The sequence below is a fragment of the Methylobacterium isbiliense genome (assembly GCF_022179325.1).
In the GTDB taxonomy this organism is placed as follows: Bacteria; Pseudomonadota; Alphaproteobacteria; order Rhizobiales; family Beijerinckiaceae; genus Methylobacterium; species Methylobacterium isbiliense.
Map to the genome: position 1 here is coordinate 65,814 of NZ_BPQQ01000025.1, position 16,185 is coordinate 81,998.

General features: G+C 72.3%; 15 protein-coding genes. 8 read left to right on the forward strand and 7 right to left on the reverse strand.

Going from position 1 to position 16,185, the window contains the following annotated elements; all coding sequences use genetic code 11:
• Positions 1-43 precede the first annotated feature (43 nt).
• The 4 genes from dapE to MFF61_RS11940 all read left to right on the forward strand — a co-directional run bounded on the left by dapE (position 44) and on the right by MFF61_RS11940 (position 3,903).
• On the forward strand, positions 44-1,234 hold the full coding sequence (gene dapE / locus MFF61_RS11925) for a succinyl-diaminopimelate desuccinylase (RefSeq protein WP_238235341.1): 1,191 nt from the start codon (positions 44-46) through the stop codon (positions 1,232-1,234).
• An 87-nt stretch (positions 1,235-1,321) separates the two neighbouring features.
• Positions 1,322-1,903, forward strand: coding sequence for a hypothetical protein (locus MFF61_RS11930; protein ID WP_238235342.1), 582 nt, complete (start codon positions 1,322-1,324; stop codon positions 1,901-1,903).
• Between the two features lie 150 nt (positions 1,904-2,053).
• Complete coding sequence (locus MFF61_RS11935) at positions 2,054-3,283, forward strand: peptide ABC transporter permease (RefSeq protein ID WP_238235343.1); 1,230 nt, start codon at positions 2,054-2,056, stop codon at positions 3,281-3,283.
• A 290-nt stretch (positions 3,284-3,573) separates the two neighbouring features.
• Positions 3,574-3,903 carry a type II toxin-antitoxin system HicB family antitoxin gene (locus MFF61_RS11940; protein ID WP_238235344.1) on the forward strand — a complete coding sequence of 110 codons (330 nt, stop codon included), beginning with the start codon at positions 3,574-3,576 and terminating at the stop codon, positions 3,901-3,903.
• 25 nt (positions 3,904-3,928) lie between these two features.
• Here the strand turns inward: MFF61_RS11940 and MFF61_RS11945 are convergent, their stop codons facing one another.
• The 4 genes from MFF61_RS11945 to MFF61_RS11960 form a co-directional block, all read right to left on the reverse strand.
• Complete coding sequence (locus MFF61_RS11945; RefSeq protein ID WP_238235345.1) at positions 3,929-4,348, reverse strand: metallopeptidase family protein; 420 nt, start codon at positions 4,346-4,348, stop codon at positions 3,929-3,931.
• A gap of 115 nt (positions 4,349-4,463) precedes the next feature.
• On the reverse strand, positions 4,464-5,195 hold the full coding sequence (locus MFF61_RS11950) for a pyrimidine 5'-nucleotidase (protein ID WP_238235346.1): 732 nt from the start codon (positions 5,193-5,195) through the stop codon (positions 4,464-4,466).
• 94 nt (positions 5,196-5,289) lie between these two features.
• Positions 5,290-6,201, reverse strand: a complete 912-nt coding sequence (gene argB, locus MFF61_RS11955; RefSeq protein ID WP_238235347.1) for an acetylglutamate kinase — start codon at positions 6,199-6,201, stop codon at positions 5,290-5,292.
• Between the two features lie 86 nt (positions 6,202-6,287).
• A complete protein-coding gene (locus MFF61_RS11960) occupies positions 6,288-7,226 on the reverse strand; it encodes a bifunctional UDP-2,4-diacetamido-2,4,6-trideoxy-beta-L-altropyranose hydrolase/GNAT family N-acetyltransferase (protein WP_238235348.1) in 939 nt (312 codons plus the stop codon).
• Between the two features lie 58 nt (positions 7,227-7,284).
• Here MFF61_RS11960 and MFF61_RS11965 point away from each other — a divergent pair, with 58 nt between their 5' ends.
• A complete protein-coding gene (locus MFF61_RS11965) occupies positions 7,285-7,494 on the forward strand; it encodes a hypothetical protein (protein ID WP_238235349.1) in 210 nt (69 codons plus the stop codon).
• A gap of 6 nt (positions 7,495-7,500) precedes the next feature.
• Here MFF61_RS11965 and MFF61_RS11970 read toward each other — a convergent pair whose 3' ends face one another.
• On the reverse strand, positions 7,501-8,280 hold the full coding sequence (locus tag MFF61_RS11970) for an MOSC domain-containing protein (RefSeq protein ID WP_238235350.1): 780 nt from the start codon (positions 8,278-8,280) through the stop codon (positions 7,501-7,503).
• A 244-nt stretch (positions 8,281-8,524) separates the two neighbouring features.
• On the opposite strand from MFF61_RS11970, the gene clpB reads away from it, so the two are divergent.
• Positions 8,525-11,161 (forward strand): ATP-dependent chaperone ClpB, encoded by a 2,637-nt coding sequence (gene clpB, locus MFF61_RS11975; RefSeq protein WP_238235351.1) that lies wholly within the window; start codon positions 8,525-8,527, stop codon positions 11,159-11,161.
• A gap of 95 nt (positions 11,162-11,256) precedes the next feature.
• On the opposite strand, the gene puuE is transcribed toward clpB, so the two are convergent.
• Both puuE and MFF61_RS11985 read right to left on the reverse strand, forming a co-directional pair.
• Positions 11,257-12,693, reverse strand: coding sequence for an allantoinase PuuE (gene puuE / locus MFF61_RS11980; protein WP_238235352.1), 1,437 nt, complete (start codon positions 12,691-12,693; stop codon positions 11,257-11,259).
• A 69-nt stretch (positions 12,694-12,762) separates the two neighbouring features.
• Positions 12,763-14,049 (reverse strand): glycosyltransferase family 4 protein, encoded by a 1,287-nt coding sequence (locus tag MFF61_RS11985; RefSeq protein ID WP_238235353.1) that lies wholly within the window; start codon positions 14,047-14,049, stop codon positions 12,763-12,765.
• Between the two features lie 251 nt (positions 14,050-14,300).
• Here MFF61_RS11985 and MFF61_RS11990 point away from each other — a divergent pair, with 251 nt between their 5' ends.
• Positions 14,301-14,621 (forward strand): rhodanese-like domain-containing protein, encoded by a 321-nt coding sequence (locus MFF61_RS11990; protein WP_238235354.1) that lies wholly within the window; start codon positions 14,301-14,303, stop codon positions 14,619-14,621.
• 225 nt (positions 14,622-14,846) lie between these two features.
• Positions 14,847-15,977, forward strand: a complete 1,131-nt coding sequence (locus tag MFF61_RS11995; RefSeq protein WP_238235355.1) for an efflux RND transporter periplasmic adaptor subunit — start codon at positions 14,847-14,849, stop codon at positions 15,975-15,977.
• Positions 15,978-16,185 lie beyond the last annotated feature (208 nt).

Consider the following 16,185-nt stretch of genomic DNA (forward strand, 5'->3'; position numbering starts at 1 on the left):
AACCGCTCTACCGGGGCAGGATGTCTCGCCACCGGGGACCGCCATGCCCGAGATCCTGTCGCCGCTCGCCCTCACGCAGGGGCTGATCCGCTGTCCCTCCGTCACGCCCGCCGAGGGCGGGGCGCTCTCCTACCTGGGCGGCATCCTGGAGCGGGCCGGCTTCGCGGTCGAGCACCCGGTCTTCTCGGAACCCGGCACGCCCGACATCGAGAATCTCTACGCCCGCCTCGGCACGGCCGTTCCCTGCCTGCTGCTCGCCGGCCACACCGACGTGGTACCCCCCGGGGATGCCGCGGCGTGGCGGCACGATCCGTTCGGCGGCGTCGTCGAGGCGGGGGAGCTGCACGGGCGCGGCGCCGTCGACATGAAGGGCGGGCTCGCCTGCCTGACCGCCGCCGTGCTCGACTTCCTGGCCGCACGCGGGCCGGATTTCGGCGGCTCGATCGCCTTCCTGGTCACCGGGGACGAGGAGGGGCCGGCGGTCAACGGCACGGTGAAGCTGCTCGCCTGGGCGGCGGCCCGGGGAGAGCGCTTCGACCATTGCATCCTGGCCGAGCCGACCAACCCGGCCCGCCTCGGCGAGATGATCAAGATCGGCCGGCGCGGCTCGCTGACCGCCACGCTCACAGTGCACGGGGTGCAGGGCCACGTCGCCTATCCGCATCTGGCCGAGAACCCGATCCCCGGCCTCCTGCGGCTCGCCGGCGCGCTCCTGGCCGAGCCGCTGGACGGCGGCACCCGGCATTTCGACGCATCGAACCTCGAATTCACCACCCTCGACGTGGGCAACCCCGCCACCAACCTGATCCCGGGGCAGGCGCAGGGCACCTTCAACATCCGCTTCAACGATCTCTGGACGCCCGAGAGCCTGGAGGCGGAACTGCGCCGCCGCCTCGACGCCGCGGCCGGCAACGCCGTGCGCTACAGCCTCGCCGTGCGGCCCACCAACGCGGTCGCCTTCCTGACCCAGCCGGACCCCTTCGTGCATCTCGTCGCCGGGGCGATCGAGGCGGAGACGGGCGTGCGGCCGGCGCTCTCGACCAGCGGCGGCACCTCGGATGCGCGCTTCATCAAGGACGCCTGCCCGGTGATCGAGTTCGGCCTCGTCGGGCAGACCATGCATCAGGTCGACGAGCGGGTGCCGGTGAGCGATCTCGCGCGCCTGACCGCGATTTTCCGCCGCGTGCTCGATGCCTACTTTCCGGGCCATGCTGCGCCGCAAGAACGGGCTTGACCCGCATTAGACGAAAGTTGAATCTCGGTGGGCAGGCCGGAGCATCGGACATCGCATGGTGAGCTTCGGCCATCCGCCGGAGGCCGCATGCTCGCCACTGCCGACGAGGTCGTCCGCTCGCTCCGCGGCACGGCCGATCTCCTCAACCGCAAGCCCGGCGCGCTCGGTCGCTTCGACACGAGCGAGCGCGGGTTCTGGCGGTCCTTCGGAGCGATCTGGCTCGCCGCCCCGGCCGTGGTGATCGCGCTGGCGCTGGAGCGGGGCCGCGAGGATCTCGTCCAATCGGGGCTGTTCCGCTTCGACCACGTCACGCTCGCGGTTCTGGCCGGCGCGCTCGCGTGCTTCCTGGTGGTCCCGCTCGCGATGATCGCGGTGGCGCGACGCCTCCAGCTCACGCGGGGCTACGTGCCGTTCGTGGTGGTCACGAACTGGATCCTGGTCGTCGCCTTCCTGGTCCTGTCCTTCCCCGGATTGCTGCTCCTGCTCGGGCTCTCGACCCCCGGCCTCGCGGTGGTGCACGACCTCGCCTTCGGGGCGGTGCTGGTGCACCTCTACGGGTCGGCGGTGCGGGCCACGCTGGGCCTGTCGGGCCCGACCGCGATGCTGCTCACCCTCGGCTGCACGGCGCTGGTGGCGACCGTGGCGGGCGGCGTCCACCTGCTGGTCTGAGCCGCCGGGCCACACCGGCGGCGTTGCGCGCAGAATCGTCACCGCCCATCAGCAGTGTTGCATCGCATCTACAGCCCCGGACCCGGCGCCTCGACTAGGAGGGAAGGACGGCGCGCCCGGGGCGCCGGCCCTGAAGGCTCGTCGCACCCCATGCCGCGCGTGGTGTCATCCCACTCCGATCCGGCCGTCGACGCGGCGGCGCTGCTGCGCCGCATCGGGTTCTTCGCGATGCTGGTGGTGGTGCCGGCCGCCGCCCTGCTGTCGCGGCGCGCCATCGTCATCGTGGTGCCGATCGCGGTCGTGCTCCTGTGCCTCGCGGCGGCCCTCGACGGCAGCGCCCGGCCGGCCTGGGCGGGCCTCGGCCGTTTCGCGCGCGCCAGGGCCGCTGCAGCCGGGGCGCTCCTCGTCGGCTGGGCCGCCCTCTCCCTCGTCTGGACCCCCTTTCCCGGACCGGCCGCCGAGCGGCTGCTCAACGTCGCCGTCACGGTGGGGCTGACGCTCGCGGGCTTCCTGGCCCTGCCGGACCGGATGCGCGCCGCGAACGCCTACCTGCTGCCCGTCGGCGTCGCGCTGGCGGCGGTCCTGGCGGTGGCGCTCGGCCTGTTCAGCGGCGCGGCGCTGCGGGTCGGGCTCGACGACGATTCGGCCCTGGAGCGCGGCGCGATGCTGCTCGCGCTCCTCGTCTGGCCGGCGGTGGCGTGGCTGCGCTCGCGCCGCCGCGACATCGAGGCGCTCGGCGTCGCGGTGGCGGTGGCGCTCGCCCTGGTGCTGGCGCCGAGCCCAATCCCGCTCCTGGCGCTCGCCGCCGGCGCGGCGGCCTTCGCGCTGACGGCGTGGCGGCGGGAGATCGGCGTCAAGGTCACGGCCGGCATGGCGGCCGGGCTGGTGGTGCTCGGCCCGGTGCTGCCGTTCCTGCTGCGCCCGCTCGTCACGCCGATCCTCGGCCCGCTGCATCCCCTGTCGCTCTCGCTGCGCACGTGGCAGCGGGTGGTGACGAGCGAGCCGCTGCGCCTGATCACCGGCCACGGCTTCGAGACGGCGCTGCGTGGCCGGGTCGTCGGGCTCCTGCCGGCCAACGCCCCGTCCTCGCTCCTGTTCGAGATCTGGTACGAACTCGGCATCGTCGGCGCCGTCGCGGCGGCCTTCGTGATGTGGTCGGCGCTGCGCCAGTCGGGCCGCGAGCACCCGCTGCTCGCCCCCGGCGCGATGGCGACCGCGGCGGCGGCCTACGCCTCCGCCTGCCTGGGCATCGGCACCACGGTGATCTGGTGGCTCACGAGCCTCGCCGTCGCGGTGCTGGCCTTCGCGGCGATCGAGCGCGGGCAGTTCCGCACCAGCCGCCCGCGGGCGAGCGCGCTGCCGGGCGCGGGCGGCGGCTGAGCCGAGGCCGCTCCCTCGGCGGGCTCCGCCCACCGTTGGCCGGCGATACTGACAAATGATACTGTCCGGCTCCGAGTCGGAGGCTCCGTGCGACCCGCGCCTCACGTCGGACGCCCGACGCAGGGGCCAACATTTGGGCCGACGCGGCGACACGGATCGGCGAAGAACGAGGCTGCCCGGGCGGCCTCGCAGGGCGCGCGCCGCATCACCGGACGCGCCCGGGAGAGGAAACGACCAGGACGAGCGGTGAGATCGGTTCGGCGTTGGCGCGACGAGGCGGAGGCACGGCCATGTCCATGATGACCTACAAGGGCTACGACGCCTTCATCGCGTACGATGCCGCGGCCGGGCTCTTCCACGGCGAGGTCGTCAACCTGCGCGACGTGATCACCTTCCAGGGCCGTTCGGTGGACGAGTTGCGGCAGGCCCTGGCCGAGAGCGTCGAGGATTACCTCGAATTCTGCGCCAAGCGCGGCGAGGGGCCCGAGCGTCCCTATTCCGGACGGTTCGTGGTGCGGGTGGAACCCGCCGTGCACCGGGCCGCCGCGTCGGCCGCCGCGCGCGCCGGCCTCAGCCTCGACCGATGGGTCGCGCGGACGCTGGAGAGGGCGGCCGGGTAAGGCCGGGTGCCGTGCCGCCCGGCGCTCAGCCCGCCGCCTCCTCGATCCGCATCATGTCGTCGTCCGAGAGGCCGAAATGGTGGCCGATCTCGTGCACCAGCACGTGGGTGACGAGGTGGCCCAGCGTCTCGTCGTGCTCGGCCCAGTAGTCGAGGAGCGGGCGCCGATAGAGCCAGACCATGTTGGGGAACTGGCCGGTGGCGAGGCTCGCCGCCCCGCCGCCCTGCGCCAGCCCGGTGCCCCGGAACAGCCCGAGCAGGTCGAACTCGCTCTCGCAGCCCATCTCCGCCAGGGTCTCGTCGTCGGGGAAATCCTCGACCCGGATCACCACGCCCTGGCACAGCCGCCGGAAGGCGTCGGGCAGCCGCGCGAAGGCGGCCTCCGCCAGCGCCTCCAGGGCGCCCAGGTCGGGGGCCTTCAGGTCGCTCCAGTCGGTCTCCGCCATGCTCACCACAGCCCCAGTTGCGCGCCGAGCATCCAGGCCAGCACCCCCACGGCCACGAGCCCGAGCCCGCGGCCGATCCGACGCCCCCAGACCTCGACCGGATCGTCCTCCCGGCTCACGCGGCGAGCGCCGGCGCGACCCGGTCGGTCAGGAACCCCGCAAGGTCGTTGGTGATGTGGTCGATATGCGGGGCGCGCACCGCCTCCTGCTCGAACGGATCGCGGAACGGGTCGATGGTGCGCGGCACCACCAGCACGGTCGCCATGCCGAGATCATGCGGCACCACGAGGTTCTTGGCGATGTCCTCGAACAGGGCCGAGCGGGTGGGGTCGACCCCGTGCCGGTCGAGGAAGCGCTCGTAGGCCGGCCGCTCGGGCTTGGGCACGAAGCCCGAGGCCGCGATGTCGAACACGTCCTCGAAATGGTCGAGGATGCCGAGCTTGCCCGCCACGTTCTCGGCGTGCCGGCGCGACCCGTTGGTGAGGATCAGCTTGCGCCCCGGCAGCCGCTCGATCGCCCGCCCGAGATCCGGGTTGAGGGCGATGCCCGAATGGTCGATGTCGTGCGCGAAGTCGAGGAAGGCGTAGGGATCGATGTCCCACTCGGCCATCAGCGCCCGCAGGGTCGTGCCATAGCGGTGATAGAAGTACTTCTGCAGCGCGCGCGCCGACAGGCCGTCGAGGCCGAACAGGTTCATCACGTAGAGCGTGATGCGCTCGTCCACCTGCGGCCAGACGCGGGCGTCGTGCGGGTAGAGCGTGTTGTCGAGGTCGAAGATCCAGGTGTCGACGCCGGAGAAGCCGCGGGCATCCGGAGCGGTGAGGTGGCTCTCGCTGGGCAGGAACAAGAGGATGGACCCGTCTCGACGCGAAGGGGGCCCCGCGGCCCCCGGATGGGCAGGATAGGCGCCGCGGCCGAGAAGGCAAACGGCGCCGGTCCGCTCAGGCGCGGGCGCGGCGGATCAGCGTCCCCGCGCCGTAATCGGTGAAGAGTTCGAGCAGCACCGCGTGCGGCACCTTGCCGTCCAGGATGACCACCGCCTCGACGCCCTGCTCGATGGCGTAGATGCAGGTCTCGATCTTCGGGATCATGCCGCCCGTGATGGTGCCGTCGGCGATCAGCCGGCGGCAATCCTCCACCGAGAGTTCCGGGATCAGGCGCTTGTCCTTGTCGAGCACGCCCGGCACGTCGGTGAGCAAGAGCAGGCGCTTGGCCCGCAGCGCTCCCGAGATCGCCCCCGCGAAGGTGTCGGCGTTCACGTTGTAGGTCTGGCCGTCGGCGCCCACCGCCACGGGGGCGAGCACCGGGATCAGCTCGGCCTTGAGCACCGCGTCGAGCACGCTGCGGTCCACCCGCTCGGGCTCGCCGACGAGGCCGAGATCCACGTGCCGCTCGATGTGCGAATCCGGGTCCGTCACCGTGCGGGTGGCGCGGCGGGCCTGGACCATGTTGCCGTCCTTGCCGCACAGGCCGATCGCCTTGCCGCCCTCCGCCGAGATCCAGCCCACGATCTGCTTGTTGATCGAGCCGGCCAGCACCATCTCGACCACCTCGACGGTGGCCTCGTCGGTGACGCGCAGCCCCTCGCGGAACTCCGACTTGATGCCGAGCCGGTCCAGCATCCGGCCGATCTGCGGCCCGCCGCCATGCACCACGACGGGCTTCAGGCCGGACTGCTCCAGCAGCACGATGTCCTCGGCGAAGTCCTCGGCCGCGGCGCGGTCGCCCATCGCGTGGCCGCCGTACTTGATCACCACGATCTCCTGATCGTAGCGCTGCATGTGGGGCAGGGCCTGCACCAGCACCTCGGCCCGCACGTGCACGTTGGGCAGGGCGTCTGCGGCTTCGCTCATGGTGCGGGATCCTCTCGATCGGGGCGCGGGTCGGCGGCGGGTTCTATCGCAGCTTGCCGGGCACCGGAAGCACGCAAGGGCCGCCTTTAGGGAGCGCTTCGCGACGGGACGATGACGGTCCGCTCGTAGCGCGGCCAGGCCGTTCCGGCCTGCACGAGGCGGAAGCCGGCGCGCTCCAGGAGCCGCCGGCCGGCCGCGTTGTCGGCCCGGATCGTCGCGATCAGGCGGCGGGCGAAACCGGTCTCAGCGGCGTCGGCCGCGAGCGCGTCGAGCAGGCGCCCGCCGAGGCCGAGACCGCGCGAGAGCGGCGAGACGATCAGCGTCACCTCGGCCTCCTGCCCGTCGCGGATGCGGTCGAGGCGCAGCGAGCCGACCGGCTCCCCGTCCGCCTCGGCGACGAGCAGGCGGGTGCGCTCGCGCTCGGCGAGCCGCGCGGCGAGCCAGGCGCGGTGTCCGTCCCAGCCGACCGGGGCGGAGCTGCGCGCCATCGCCCGGGACAGGGGGTCGTTGCGCCAGATCCAGAGCCGGTGGGCATCCGCCGCCCGGGCCGGGCGCAGCGCCACCGCGCCGGGCACGAAGGGGGCGGCGGCCACGAGGTCGCCGAGTGCTGCGGCGATGCGCTCCGCACCGAGCCCGTCGCCGCCCTCGAGGTCCTGCGGCGGCAGCGCGTAGCGCGGTCCGAACAGGCCGCGTGCGCCGCGCGGGATCAGCCCGGCGAAATCCGCCCGGCCGCGTCCCGGCGTGGCATCCACCAGGAGGTCGCAGGCGTGAGCCCGGTCGGCCCGGCCGTCGAGGCAGGCGAGGACGGTGCCCCGGGCGCGCAGGGCCTGCTCCTCGGCCAGCGGCGCCTCGCCGTGGTCGGACACCACCACGTCCGCCGGCACGGGACCGTCCGCCTCCGCCCGCAGCGTCACCGTGTGGCCGCGCCGCTCCAGGGCGCTCCCGAGCGCCAGCGCCCGTTCGCCCGCGGCGCCGGGTCCGCTGCGGACGAGCACGTGGCGCGGGAAGTTCGGGATCGTCCTCACGCTTTACGCCGCATTAACCCTACGGAAGGAATCTTTTTCAGCCACACGAGGTGGAACGATGCGACAACGCCATTCCCTTCTTCCGCGTCCCGCCCTCACCAATCCCTCGCTTCTCGCCGCCACCGTCGCCTCCCTCGGCCGACGCGCCGCGAGCCGCCAGGATCTCTGGCGGCTCCTCACGGAGAGCTACACCGTCGATCTCGACGCCGTGGCGGCGATGCTGCCGCCCGCGGACCCGGAGCCCGTCTGGCTGCCCTCCAAATCCTGACCGGCCTCACGCCCCTGCCTCGATCCTCAACGCGTCACCCGGGCGCAGCGTGCCCCCCGTCACCACCCGCGCGTAGACGCCGCAATCGGCGTGGCCGAGCCGCTGCATCAGCGTGCGCGGGATCGCGAGGTCGCGCTCGCCGGTGCACGGATCGACGTTGGTCGCGGCGCACCGCTCGGTCCGCTTCGTCACGGTGAGCCTCAGGCCGTTCTCGGCGACGAGGTCGGAGCCGACGAGATCGAGTTCCGCGAAGGGCGCGAGGCCCTCGACGTGCAGGTTGCCCCGGAAGCGCAGCGGGTTCACCGGCGCGCCCACCATGTCCTCCAGCGCCGCGACGCTCGCGAGGTTGATGAGCGAGACGAAGCCCGAGCGCGAATCCGTGAAACGGAAGCCGTCCGGTGCGGCGAGCAGCTTGGGCGGCCCGCGCAGCGCCGCCGGCATGAAGCGGCGGAAGAACGCCTCGACGGCGAGCCTTCCTTCGCGCGTCGAGAGGTCGGCGCGCACGGCCTCCCGCTCGCCCTCGCGGATGATCAGCGTGCCGGTGGCGTCGTCGTAACGCGTGGCGAGGCGCGCCAGGGCCTCGTTGCGCATCAGCATCAGGAACTTGATCTTGGGCTGATGGGCGGGGGCGGCCGGATCGAAGCCGCTCGGCCCGTTCTCGACCGCGAACAGCCGATCGCCCGGAAAGTAGGAGCCGGCCGCGAGAACCGCGGCCTCCAGGCGTTCGGGCGACAGGCCCTTCACGGGATAGCGGTGAAGGTCGACGACGCGAAGAGAGGCAGCCATGCCGCAGGGCTATCCCCGGCGCGGGCGCAGAGCAAGCATCCGGCCCCCTCGCGCGACGCATGGATGGCGGACGACCTCGGCGCCGGCTGCCCCTTGTGTCACCGATATGCCACACCACATGGAGCCTGCCGGCCGCTCCGCCTTGAGGGCCGGCCCCCGCGAACGCCGACCGTTGCGGGGAGCCTGACGGCCCGTCCGCGCCCGCCACCGGGGCGGATGGCCCCGATCGAGGAGGGGAGACGACATGAATTTCGAGAAATACACCGAGCGCGCCCGGGGCTTCGTGCAATCCGCCCAGGCCCTCGCGCTGCGCGAGGGGCATCCGCAGCTCGGACCGGGCCACGTCCTGAAGGTGCTGCTCGACGATCCCGAAGGCCTCTGCGCCGGCCTGATCGAGCGCGCGGGCGGCCAGTCGCGGGTGGCGCTGGCCCAGATCGAGGCGTGGCTGAACAAGCAGCCGAAGGTCTCGGGCGGGGCCGCCCAGCCGCAGGCGACGCGCGAGCTGATGCGCCTGTTCGACACGGCCGAGAAGGCCGCCGAGAAGGCCGGCGATTCCTACGTCACGGTGGAGCGGCTGCTCCTCGCGCTCGCGGTCGAGAAGGACAGCGAGGCGGGCCGGGCGCTCACCGCCGCGGGCGTCACCGCCGCCTCGCTCAACGCCGCCATCAACGCGCTGCGCAAGGGCCGCACGGCCGACAACGCCACGGCCGAGAACTCCTACGACGCCCTCAAGAAGTATGCCCGCGACCTCACCGAGGCCGCCCGCGAGGGCAAGCTCGACCCAGTGATCGGCCGCGACGAGGAGATCCGGCGCACCATCCAGGTTCTGTCCCGGCGCACCAAGAACAACCCGGTGCTGATCGGCGAGCCCGGCGTCGGCAAGACGGCGATCGTCGAGGGGCTGGCGCTGCGCATCGTCAACGGCGACGTGCCCGAGAGCCTCAAGGACAAGAGCCTGCTCGCCCTCGACATGGGCGCGCTGATCGCCGGCGCGAAGTACCGCGGCGAGTTCGAGGAGCGGCTGAAGGGCGTGCTCTCCGAGGTCACGGCGGCCGAGGGCGGCATCATCCTGTTCATCGACGAGATGCACACCCTCGTGGGCGCCGGCAAGGCGGACGGGGCGATGGACGCCTCGAACCTGCTCAAGCCCGCGCTCGCCCGCGGCGAGCTGCACTGCGTGGGCGCCACGACCCTCGACGAGTACCGCAAGCACGTCGAGAAGGACGCGGCGCTGGCGCGGCGCTTCCAGCCCGTCTTCGTGTCCGAGCCGACCGTCGAGGACACGGTCTCGATCCTGCGCGGCATCAAGGAGAAGTACGAGCAGCACCACGGCGTGCGCATCCAGGACGCGGCCCTCGTCGCGGCCGCGACCCTGTCGAACCGCTACATCACCGACCGCTTCCTTCCCGACAAGGCGATCGACCTCGTCGACGAGGCCGCCTCGCGCCTGCGCATGCAAGTCGATTCGAAGCCCGAGGAACTCGACACCATCGACCGCGAGATCGTGCGGCTGAAGATCGAGGCCGAGGCGCTGAAGAAGGAGACCGACGCGGCCTCCCGCGACCGGCTGGTGCGGCTGGAGAAGGACCTCGGCGACCTCGAAGAGCAGTCGGCCGCGATCACGGCGCGCTGGAAGGCCGAGAAGGACAAGCTCGGCCGCGCGGCGGAGCTGAAGAAGAAGCTCGACGAAGCCCGCAACGAACTCGCCGCGGCTCAGCGCCAGGGCCAGTACCAGCGGGCGGGCGAGCTCGCCTACGGCATCATCCCGGGGCTGGAGCGGGAACTGGCGGACCTCGAGGCCAGGGGCCAGGACGGCACGCGCGGCAACGGCTCGGGGCTGATGGAGGAGGCGGTGACGCCGAGCCACGTCGCGGGCGTCGTCTCGCGCTGGACCGGCATCCCGGTCGACAAGATGCTGGAGGGCGAGCGCGAGAAGCTGCTCGCGATGGAGGCGGCGTTGTCCAAGCGCGTCGTCGGCCAGCGCGAGGCGGTGGAGGCGGTCGCCACCGCGGTGCGCCGGGCGCGGGCCGGCCTGCAGGACCCGAACCGGCCGATCGGCTCGTTCATGTTCCTGGGGCCGACCGGCGTCGGCAAGACCGAGCTGACCAAGGCGCTGGCGAGCTTCCTGTTCGACGACGAGACCGCGCTCGTGCGCATCGACATGTCGGAGTACATGGAGAAGCATTCGGTCGCCCGGCTGATCGGCGCGCCGCCCGGCTATGTCGGCTACGAGGAGGGCGGGGCGCTCACCGAGGCCGTGCGGCGCCGGCCCTACCAGGTCGTGCTGTTCGACGAGATCGAGAAGGCGCATCCGGACGTGTTCAACGTCCTGTTGCAGGTTCTCGACGACGGGCGGCTCACCGACGGGCAGGGGCGCACCGTCGACTTCCGCAACACGCTGCTGATCATGACCTCGAATCTCGGGGCCGAGTTCCTGGTCAACCAGCCGGAGGGCCAGGACAGCGACGCGGTGCGCGACGAGGTGATGGCGGTGGTGCGCGGGCATTTCCGGCCCGAGTTCCTCAACCGCGTCGACGAGATCATCCTGTTCCACCGCCTCAAGCGCGGCGAGATGGGGGCGATCGTCGACATCCAGCTCGCCCGCCTGCAGAAGCTCCTCGACGAGCGCAAGATCACGCTCGACGTGGAGCCCGACGCCCGCGACTGGCTCGCGCAGAAGGGCTACGACCCGGCCTATGGCGCGCGTCCGCTGAAGCGCGTGATCCAGAAGGCGGTGCAGGACCCGCTGGCCGAGCAGCTGTTGTCGGGCACCATCCACGACGGCGAGCCCGTGCCGGTGCGCCTCGGCCCGGAAGGGCTGATGATCGGTGACGTCGCCGTCACGGCGGAGCGCCGCCCTGCGGGTGCCATGCTGAACTGAGCGATCCGGCCCGCGCCTCCCACCGGGGCGCGGGCCGCGACGCCTGCCGCCCTGCCGCCCTGCCGGAGGCGCCTGCGCGTCGGGACGGCACCGCCTCACGCCGTGGTGGCGAAGACATCCGGCAGCGAGGGCAGGCGCTGGCGCAGGCGCAGCAGGGCGATGGTCTCGATCTCGGACAGCGCGCGCTCGCGCTCGGCCTCGGGCGGCTCATCGAGCCGCTCCTCCAGGGCCGCCAGGATCTCCTCCGGCGCGCGTCCGCGCACCGCCATCACGAACGGGAAGCCGAAGCGGGCGCGGTAGCGCTCGTTGAGGTCGAGGAAGCGGGCGCGCTCCTCCTCGGCGAGGGCGTCGAGCCCGACGCTCGCCTGCTCGGCGCGGGATTCCGGCGTCAGGGCGGCGACCCGCTCGCCGAGGTCCGGATGGTTGCGGATGAGGGCGAGGAGCCGGTCGGGATCGGCGGCGCGCATCGCCGTCACCATCGCGGCGTGCAGCCCGTCCGCGCTGTCCTGGGCGGGGCCGAGGCCCGCGCGGTGCGCCCGCTCGGCCACCCACGGCGCGTGCTCGAACACGTCGCCGAAGCGTTCGACGAAAAGGGCCGGCGACATCGTGCTCGGCCGCAGGTCCGCGGGCGCGTGGTGGCGGATCCAGTGGCGGGCGATGTCGAGGCGCCGCGCCACCCAGACGTCGGGAAAGCCCGCCACGTAGTCGAGGAAACGCGCCAGCGCCGCGGCCCGGCCCGGGCGGCCGACCAGCCGGCAATGCAGCCCCACCGACATCATCTTGGGCGCGCTCTCGCCCTCGGCGTAGAGGCAGTCGAACGTGTCCTTCAGGTAGGTGAAGAACTGGTCGCCGCTGTTGAAGCCCTGCGCGGTGGCGAAGCGCATGTCGTTGGCGTCGAGCGTGTAGGGCACGACGAGCTGCGGCCCGCGCGGCCCCTCGATCCAGTAGGGGAGGTCGTCCGCGTAGGAATCGGCCGTGTAGAGGAAGCCGCCCTCCTCCATCACCAGGCGGGTCGTGTGCTCGGAGGTGCGGCCCTGGTAGAAGCCCAGCGGCCGCTCGCCCGTCGCCTCCGTGTGCAGCCGGATCGCCTCGCCGATATGCGCCCGCTCCTCCTCGGCGGGAAAATCCTTGTAGTCGATCCACTTGAGGCCGTGCGAGGCGATCTCCCAGCCGGCCTCCCGCATGGCCGCTACCGCCTGCGGGTTGCGCTTCAGGGCGGTGGCGACGCCGTAGACGGTCACGGGCATGGCCCGCGCCGTGAACAGCCGCCACAGGCGCCAGAAGCCGGCGCGGGAGCCGTATTCGTAGAGTGACTCCATGTTCATGTGGCGCTGGCCGGGCCAGGAGGCGGCGCCGACGATCTCCGACAGGAACGCCTCCGAGCCGCGGTCCCCATGCAGCAGGCAGTTCTCGCCGCCTTCCTCGTAGTTGATCACGAACTGCACCGCGAGGCGGGCGCCCTCCGGCCAGCCGGCATGGGGCGTCTCGCGGCCGTAGCCGACGAGGTCGCGCGGGTAGGGAGTGTCGCTCATGGGGGTCTTCCGGTGATCGGACGGGCCGAGCCTACCGGCTCGGCCGCGCCTTTCCAAAGGGCAGGGCGGTCAGAGCGCGGCGAGCAGCGGATCGACCCTGGCGAAATGGTCCTCCCAGGTCGGCGGGCGGACATGGTCGAGGCGCGCCAGCATCGCGCGGCGCAGGGCCGAGTCCGGGCGCGCCAGCGCCTCGACGGCGCGCATCCAGCCGAGGCCGTCGAGAGGGTGGACGAACTCCGCGAAGGCGGAGGCGATCTCGCGGTGCACCGGGATGTCGGAGGCGACCACCGGCAGGCCGGCTGCCGCGGCCTCCACCACGGGCAGGCCGTAGCCCTCCGCGAAGGAGGGCATCAGCAGGGCGGTGGCGCCGCGCAGGAGCCGCACGAGGCCGGCGGTCGAGAGGTCCGCCACCTCGGTCACATGGCGGCGCACCGCCGGGCAGCGGTCGAGGAGGTCGACGAGGTTCTCGCTCTCCCAGCCGCGCCGGCCGATCACGACGAGGCGGGGTGTCGCCGGGCCGTGCCGGGCGTCGAGGTCCCGCCAGAGGTTGAGCAGGCCGTAGTAGTTCTTGCGCGGCTCGATGGTGCCGCAGGCGACGAAGGTCGGCCCGGCCAGCGCGAGCGGCGGGCCCGTGCGGTCGAGGAAGGCGGGCTCGATGCCGAGCGGGCCGACCGTGACCGGCGGTGCCCGCAGGCCTTGCGCCGTCAGGTAGTCCGCGAAGCGCCGCCCGACATCCGCGGAATTCACCACCACGGCCGCGGCATGGCGCGACACCGTTCGCATCCGCACGGCGTGGCGCGCCGCCTCGCCGTCGCGGCCGTATTCCGGAAACTCGATCGGGATCAGGTCGTGCACGAAGAAGACCGGGCGGACGTCCCGCCGGTCGTAGAGCCAGTCGAAGCGCCCCGGCTTGTCGAGGCGCAGGTGAGAGGTGTGCACGTAGACGGCTCCTGACGGCAGCCGCGCGACCCCAGGGGCGCGCTCCACCTGGAGCCGGATCGCGAGGGCGGCCCGCCGCCGCCCGCCGGCCGGTCGCGCCGCTCCGGCACCCGCCGGGGGCGCGTTCGCTGCGCTGCGTCCAAGGCTGGCGGCGAGAGCCCGGTAGACCGGGTCGGCCTCGGCGGCGCTCTCCTCTACCCAGCCTTCGGCCACCCGCGCCACGATCGCGCGGGCGGCCGTCCGGTCGAGCAGGCGCGGCCCGCGCGGGGTCGTCAGGAGGCCGAAGCGCTCGCCCTCGGGCTGGCCGAGGAGGTGGCGCGCATAGGCGAGGTCGACGCGGTCGATGCCGGTCGGGTGGGCGTGACGCAGGCGGGTGACGAGGCGGGTGAGGTCGAAAACGACCGGACGTGTTGTCATCAAGGACCGAAGCGAAGACGATCGAGATCCGGCGCCATAGACTCCGATGCGGCAGGAGACCAGACTCCGCGTGGTCTGTGCGTTGCCGCACATGGTCGGCGCTTGCCACGTTGAGCAGTGATGATTTATCCCAATCGTCACTCGACCGGGGCCGAGCGGTCGCGCCGGGCCGAGCCGTCCGGCCACGGGCATGGTGGTCCGGCGGCGGGCGGGCGCAGCGAGCGTCGGGTAACCGGGTTCAGGTGGGTCGCATGACGATCGTCGATTGGGATCGGGAGGCAGTGAAGCGCGGCCTCGCGGAGGGACGCGTGCTGCTGATCGACGTGCGCGAGCCGCATGAATTCGCGCAGGGTCACATCCCGGGTTCGATCTCGCATCCGCTCTCGACCTTCGATCTCGAGGGCCTGCAGGCGCTGATCGCCGAGGACGGTCGCCGCCCGGTGCTCTCCTGCGCGGCGGGCGTTCGCTCGGCCCGCGCCCTCGACTACGCGCAGAGCCAGGGCGTCCCCCTGACCGAGCACTATCTCGGCGGCTTCAAGGATTGGGCCGCGGCGGGCGAAGAGATCGCGTGACGCGGTCGCGTGACGGCAGGGCGTCCGGCGCCCTGCGGTGAGACACTCTTCGGTCCGGATGCAGGGCGGCGCGGGTCGCCGGCCTGCCCGGATCGGCATCGGCCCCCGGGAGGGCCGCGCCCGCCGGCGGCGCGGTTCCCGTGCGGCTCCCCTCGACGCGGATGGGCCTGCGCCCATCTCTTGCTGCGTCAGGGGCATCATCAGCTGAAGGCACGGAGTGTAGGTATGCGCAGGCGCTGGCTGGCGGCTTTGGCCCCGCTCCTGATTCTGGCAGCGGGACCCGGCGCCGCACAGGCCCCGGGCGGACCGCCGCCGACCGTCGTGGTCGCCAAGCCGGTGGTCAAGGAAGTGGTGGAGCACGACGACTTCACGGGCCGCTTCAACGCGGTGGAGTTCGTCGAGGTGCGCGCCCGGGTCACGGGCTATCTGGAGAAGATCCACTTCCAGGACGGCGCCCTGGTCAAGAAGGGCGATCTCCTGTTCACCATCGACCGGCGGCCCTACAAGGCCGCCCTCGATCAGGCGCAGGCCTCGCTCGCCTCCGCGCAGGCGCGGCTGAACTTCACCACCACCGATCTGGAGCGCGCCCAGACGCTCAGCCGCTCGGGCAACATCTCCGAGCAGGTCACGGACCAGCGCCGTCAAGCCTCGCTTACCGCCCAGGCCGACGTTGACAACGCCACCGCGGCGCTGCGCCAGGCGCAGCTCAACTACGACTTCACCGAGGTGCGCTCGCCGATCACCGGCCGCATCTCTCAGCGCAACGTCACGGAAGGCAACATCGTCATCACCGACCAGACGATGCTGACCACGATCGTCTCGCTCGATCCGATCTATTTCTCGTTCCCGGTCGACGAGCGCTCCTTCCTGTCCTACCAGGGCACGCTGCGCATCGGCATGGGCGCCACGCAGAAGGAGCACACGGTCCCGATCCTCATCGCGCTCACCGGCGAGGATAAGCCGACGCGCAAGGGGCGGCTCGACTTCGTCGACAACCGCGTGGACGACGCCACCGGCACGGTGCTGCTGCGCGCCACCGTCGAGAACCCGGACACCTTCATCAAGCCGGGCCTGTTCGGCGTCATCAGCATGCCGGCCTCGCGGCCCTACAAGGGCGTGCTGATCCCCGACGAGGCGGTGGGCGCCAACCAGGACAAGCGCATCGTCTACGTCGTGGGCGACGACAACACGATTTCCACCCGCAACGTGCGGCTCGGTCCCAAGATCGACGGCTACCGCGTGGTGCGAGACGGCCTGAAAGGGGACGAGACCATCGTGATCAACGGCCTCACCCGGGTCCGGCCCGGCGCCAAGGTCACGCCCGACCGCAAGGACCTGCCCCCGACCCGCAGCTGAGCGGACGCGCCCGGCCCGAGCGCGCCCGCCCCCGCCACGCCCCAGCCGCCCACCCGAATCCGGGCGCGCGCGTGCCAGAGGTCCCCGATGCGTTTTGCCCATTTCTTCGGCTATCCGGATTTTAGTGTGGAGCGACGGGCGCAGATAGATCGTCGCCTGTTGCCCAAGGCATAAGCCTAAGGAGTGGACCCTCGGCTTGGTGGCACAG

What these genes read in the sequence shown, in the direction of transcription:
- dapE (WP_238235341.1), top strand. Translation starts at nt 44, where the DNA reads ATGCCCGAGATCCTGTCGCCGCTCGCCCTCACGCAGGGGCTGATCCGC.
- MFF61_RS11930 (WP_238235342.1), top strand. Translation starts at nt 1,322, where the DNA reads ATGCTCGCCACTGCCGACGAGGTCGTCCGCTCGCTCCGCGGCACGGCC.
- MFF61_RS11935 (WP_238235343.1), top strand. Translation starts at nt 2,054, where the DNA reads ATGCCGCGCGTGGTGTCATCCCACTCCGATCCGGCCGTCGACGCGGCG.
- MFF61_RS11940 (WP_238235344.1), top strand. Translation starts at nt 3,574, where the DNA reads ATGTCCATGATGACCTACAAGGGCTACGACGCCTTCATCGCGTACGAT.
- MFF61_RS11945 (WP_238235345.1), bottom strand. Translation starts at nt 4,348, where the DNA reads ATGGCGGAGACCGACTGGAGCGACCTGAAGGCCCCCGACCTGGGCGCC.
- argB (WP_238235347.1), bottom strand. Translation starts at nt 6,201, where the DNA reads ATGAGCGAAGCCGCAGACGCCCTGCCCAACGTGCACGTGCGGGCCGAG.
- MFF61_RS11965 (WP_238235349.1), top strand. Translation starts at nt 7,285, where the DNA reads ATGCGACAACGCCATTCCCTTCTTCCGCGTCCCGCCCTCACCAATCCC.
- MFF61_RS11970 (WP_238235350.1), bottom strand. Translation starts at nt 8,280, where the DNA reads ATGGCTGCCTCTCTTCGCGTCGTCGACCTTCACCGCTATCCCGTGAAG.
- clpB (WP_238235351.1), top strand. Translation starts at nt 8,525, where the DNA reads ATGAATTTCGAGAAATACACCGAGCGCGCCCGGGGCTTCGTGCAATCC.
- puuE (WP_238235352.1), bottom strand. Translation starts at nt 12,693, where the DNA reads ATGAGCGACACTCCCTACCCGCGCGACCTCGTCGGCTACGGCCGCGAG.
- MFF61_RS11985 (WP_238235353.1), bottom strand. Translation starts at nt 14,049, where the DNA reads ATGACAACACGTCCGGTCGTTTTCGACCTCACCCGCCTCGTCACCCGC.
- MFF61_RS11990 (WP_238235354.1), top strand. Translation starts at nt 14,301, where the DNA reads ATGACGATCGTCGATTGGGATCGGGAGGCAGTGAAGCGCGGCCTCGCG.
- MFF61_RS11995 (WP_238235355.1), top strand. Translation starts at nt 14,847, where the DNA reads ATGCGCAGGCGCTGGCTGGCGGCTTTGGCCCCGCTCCTGATTCTGGCA.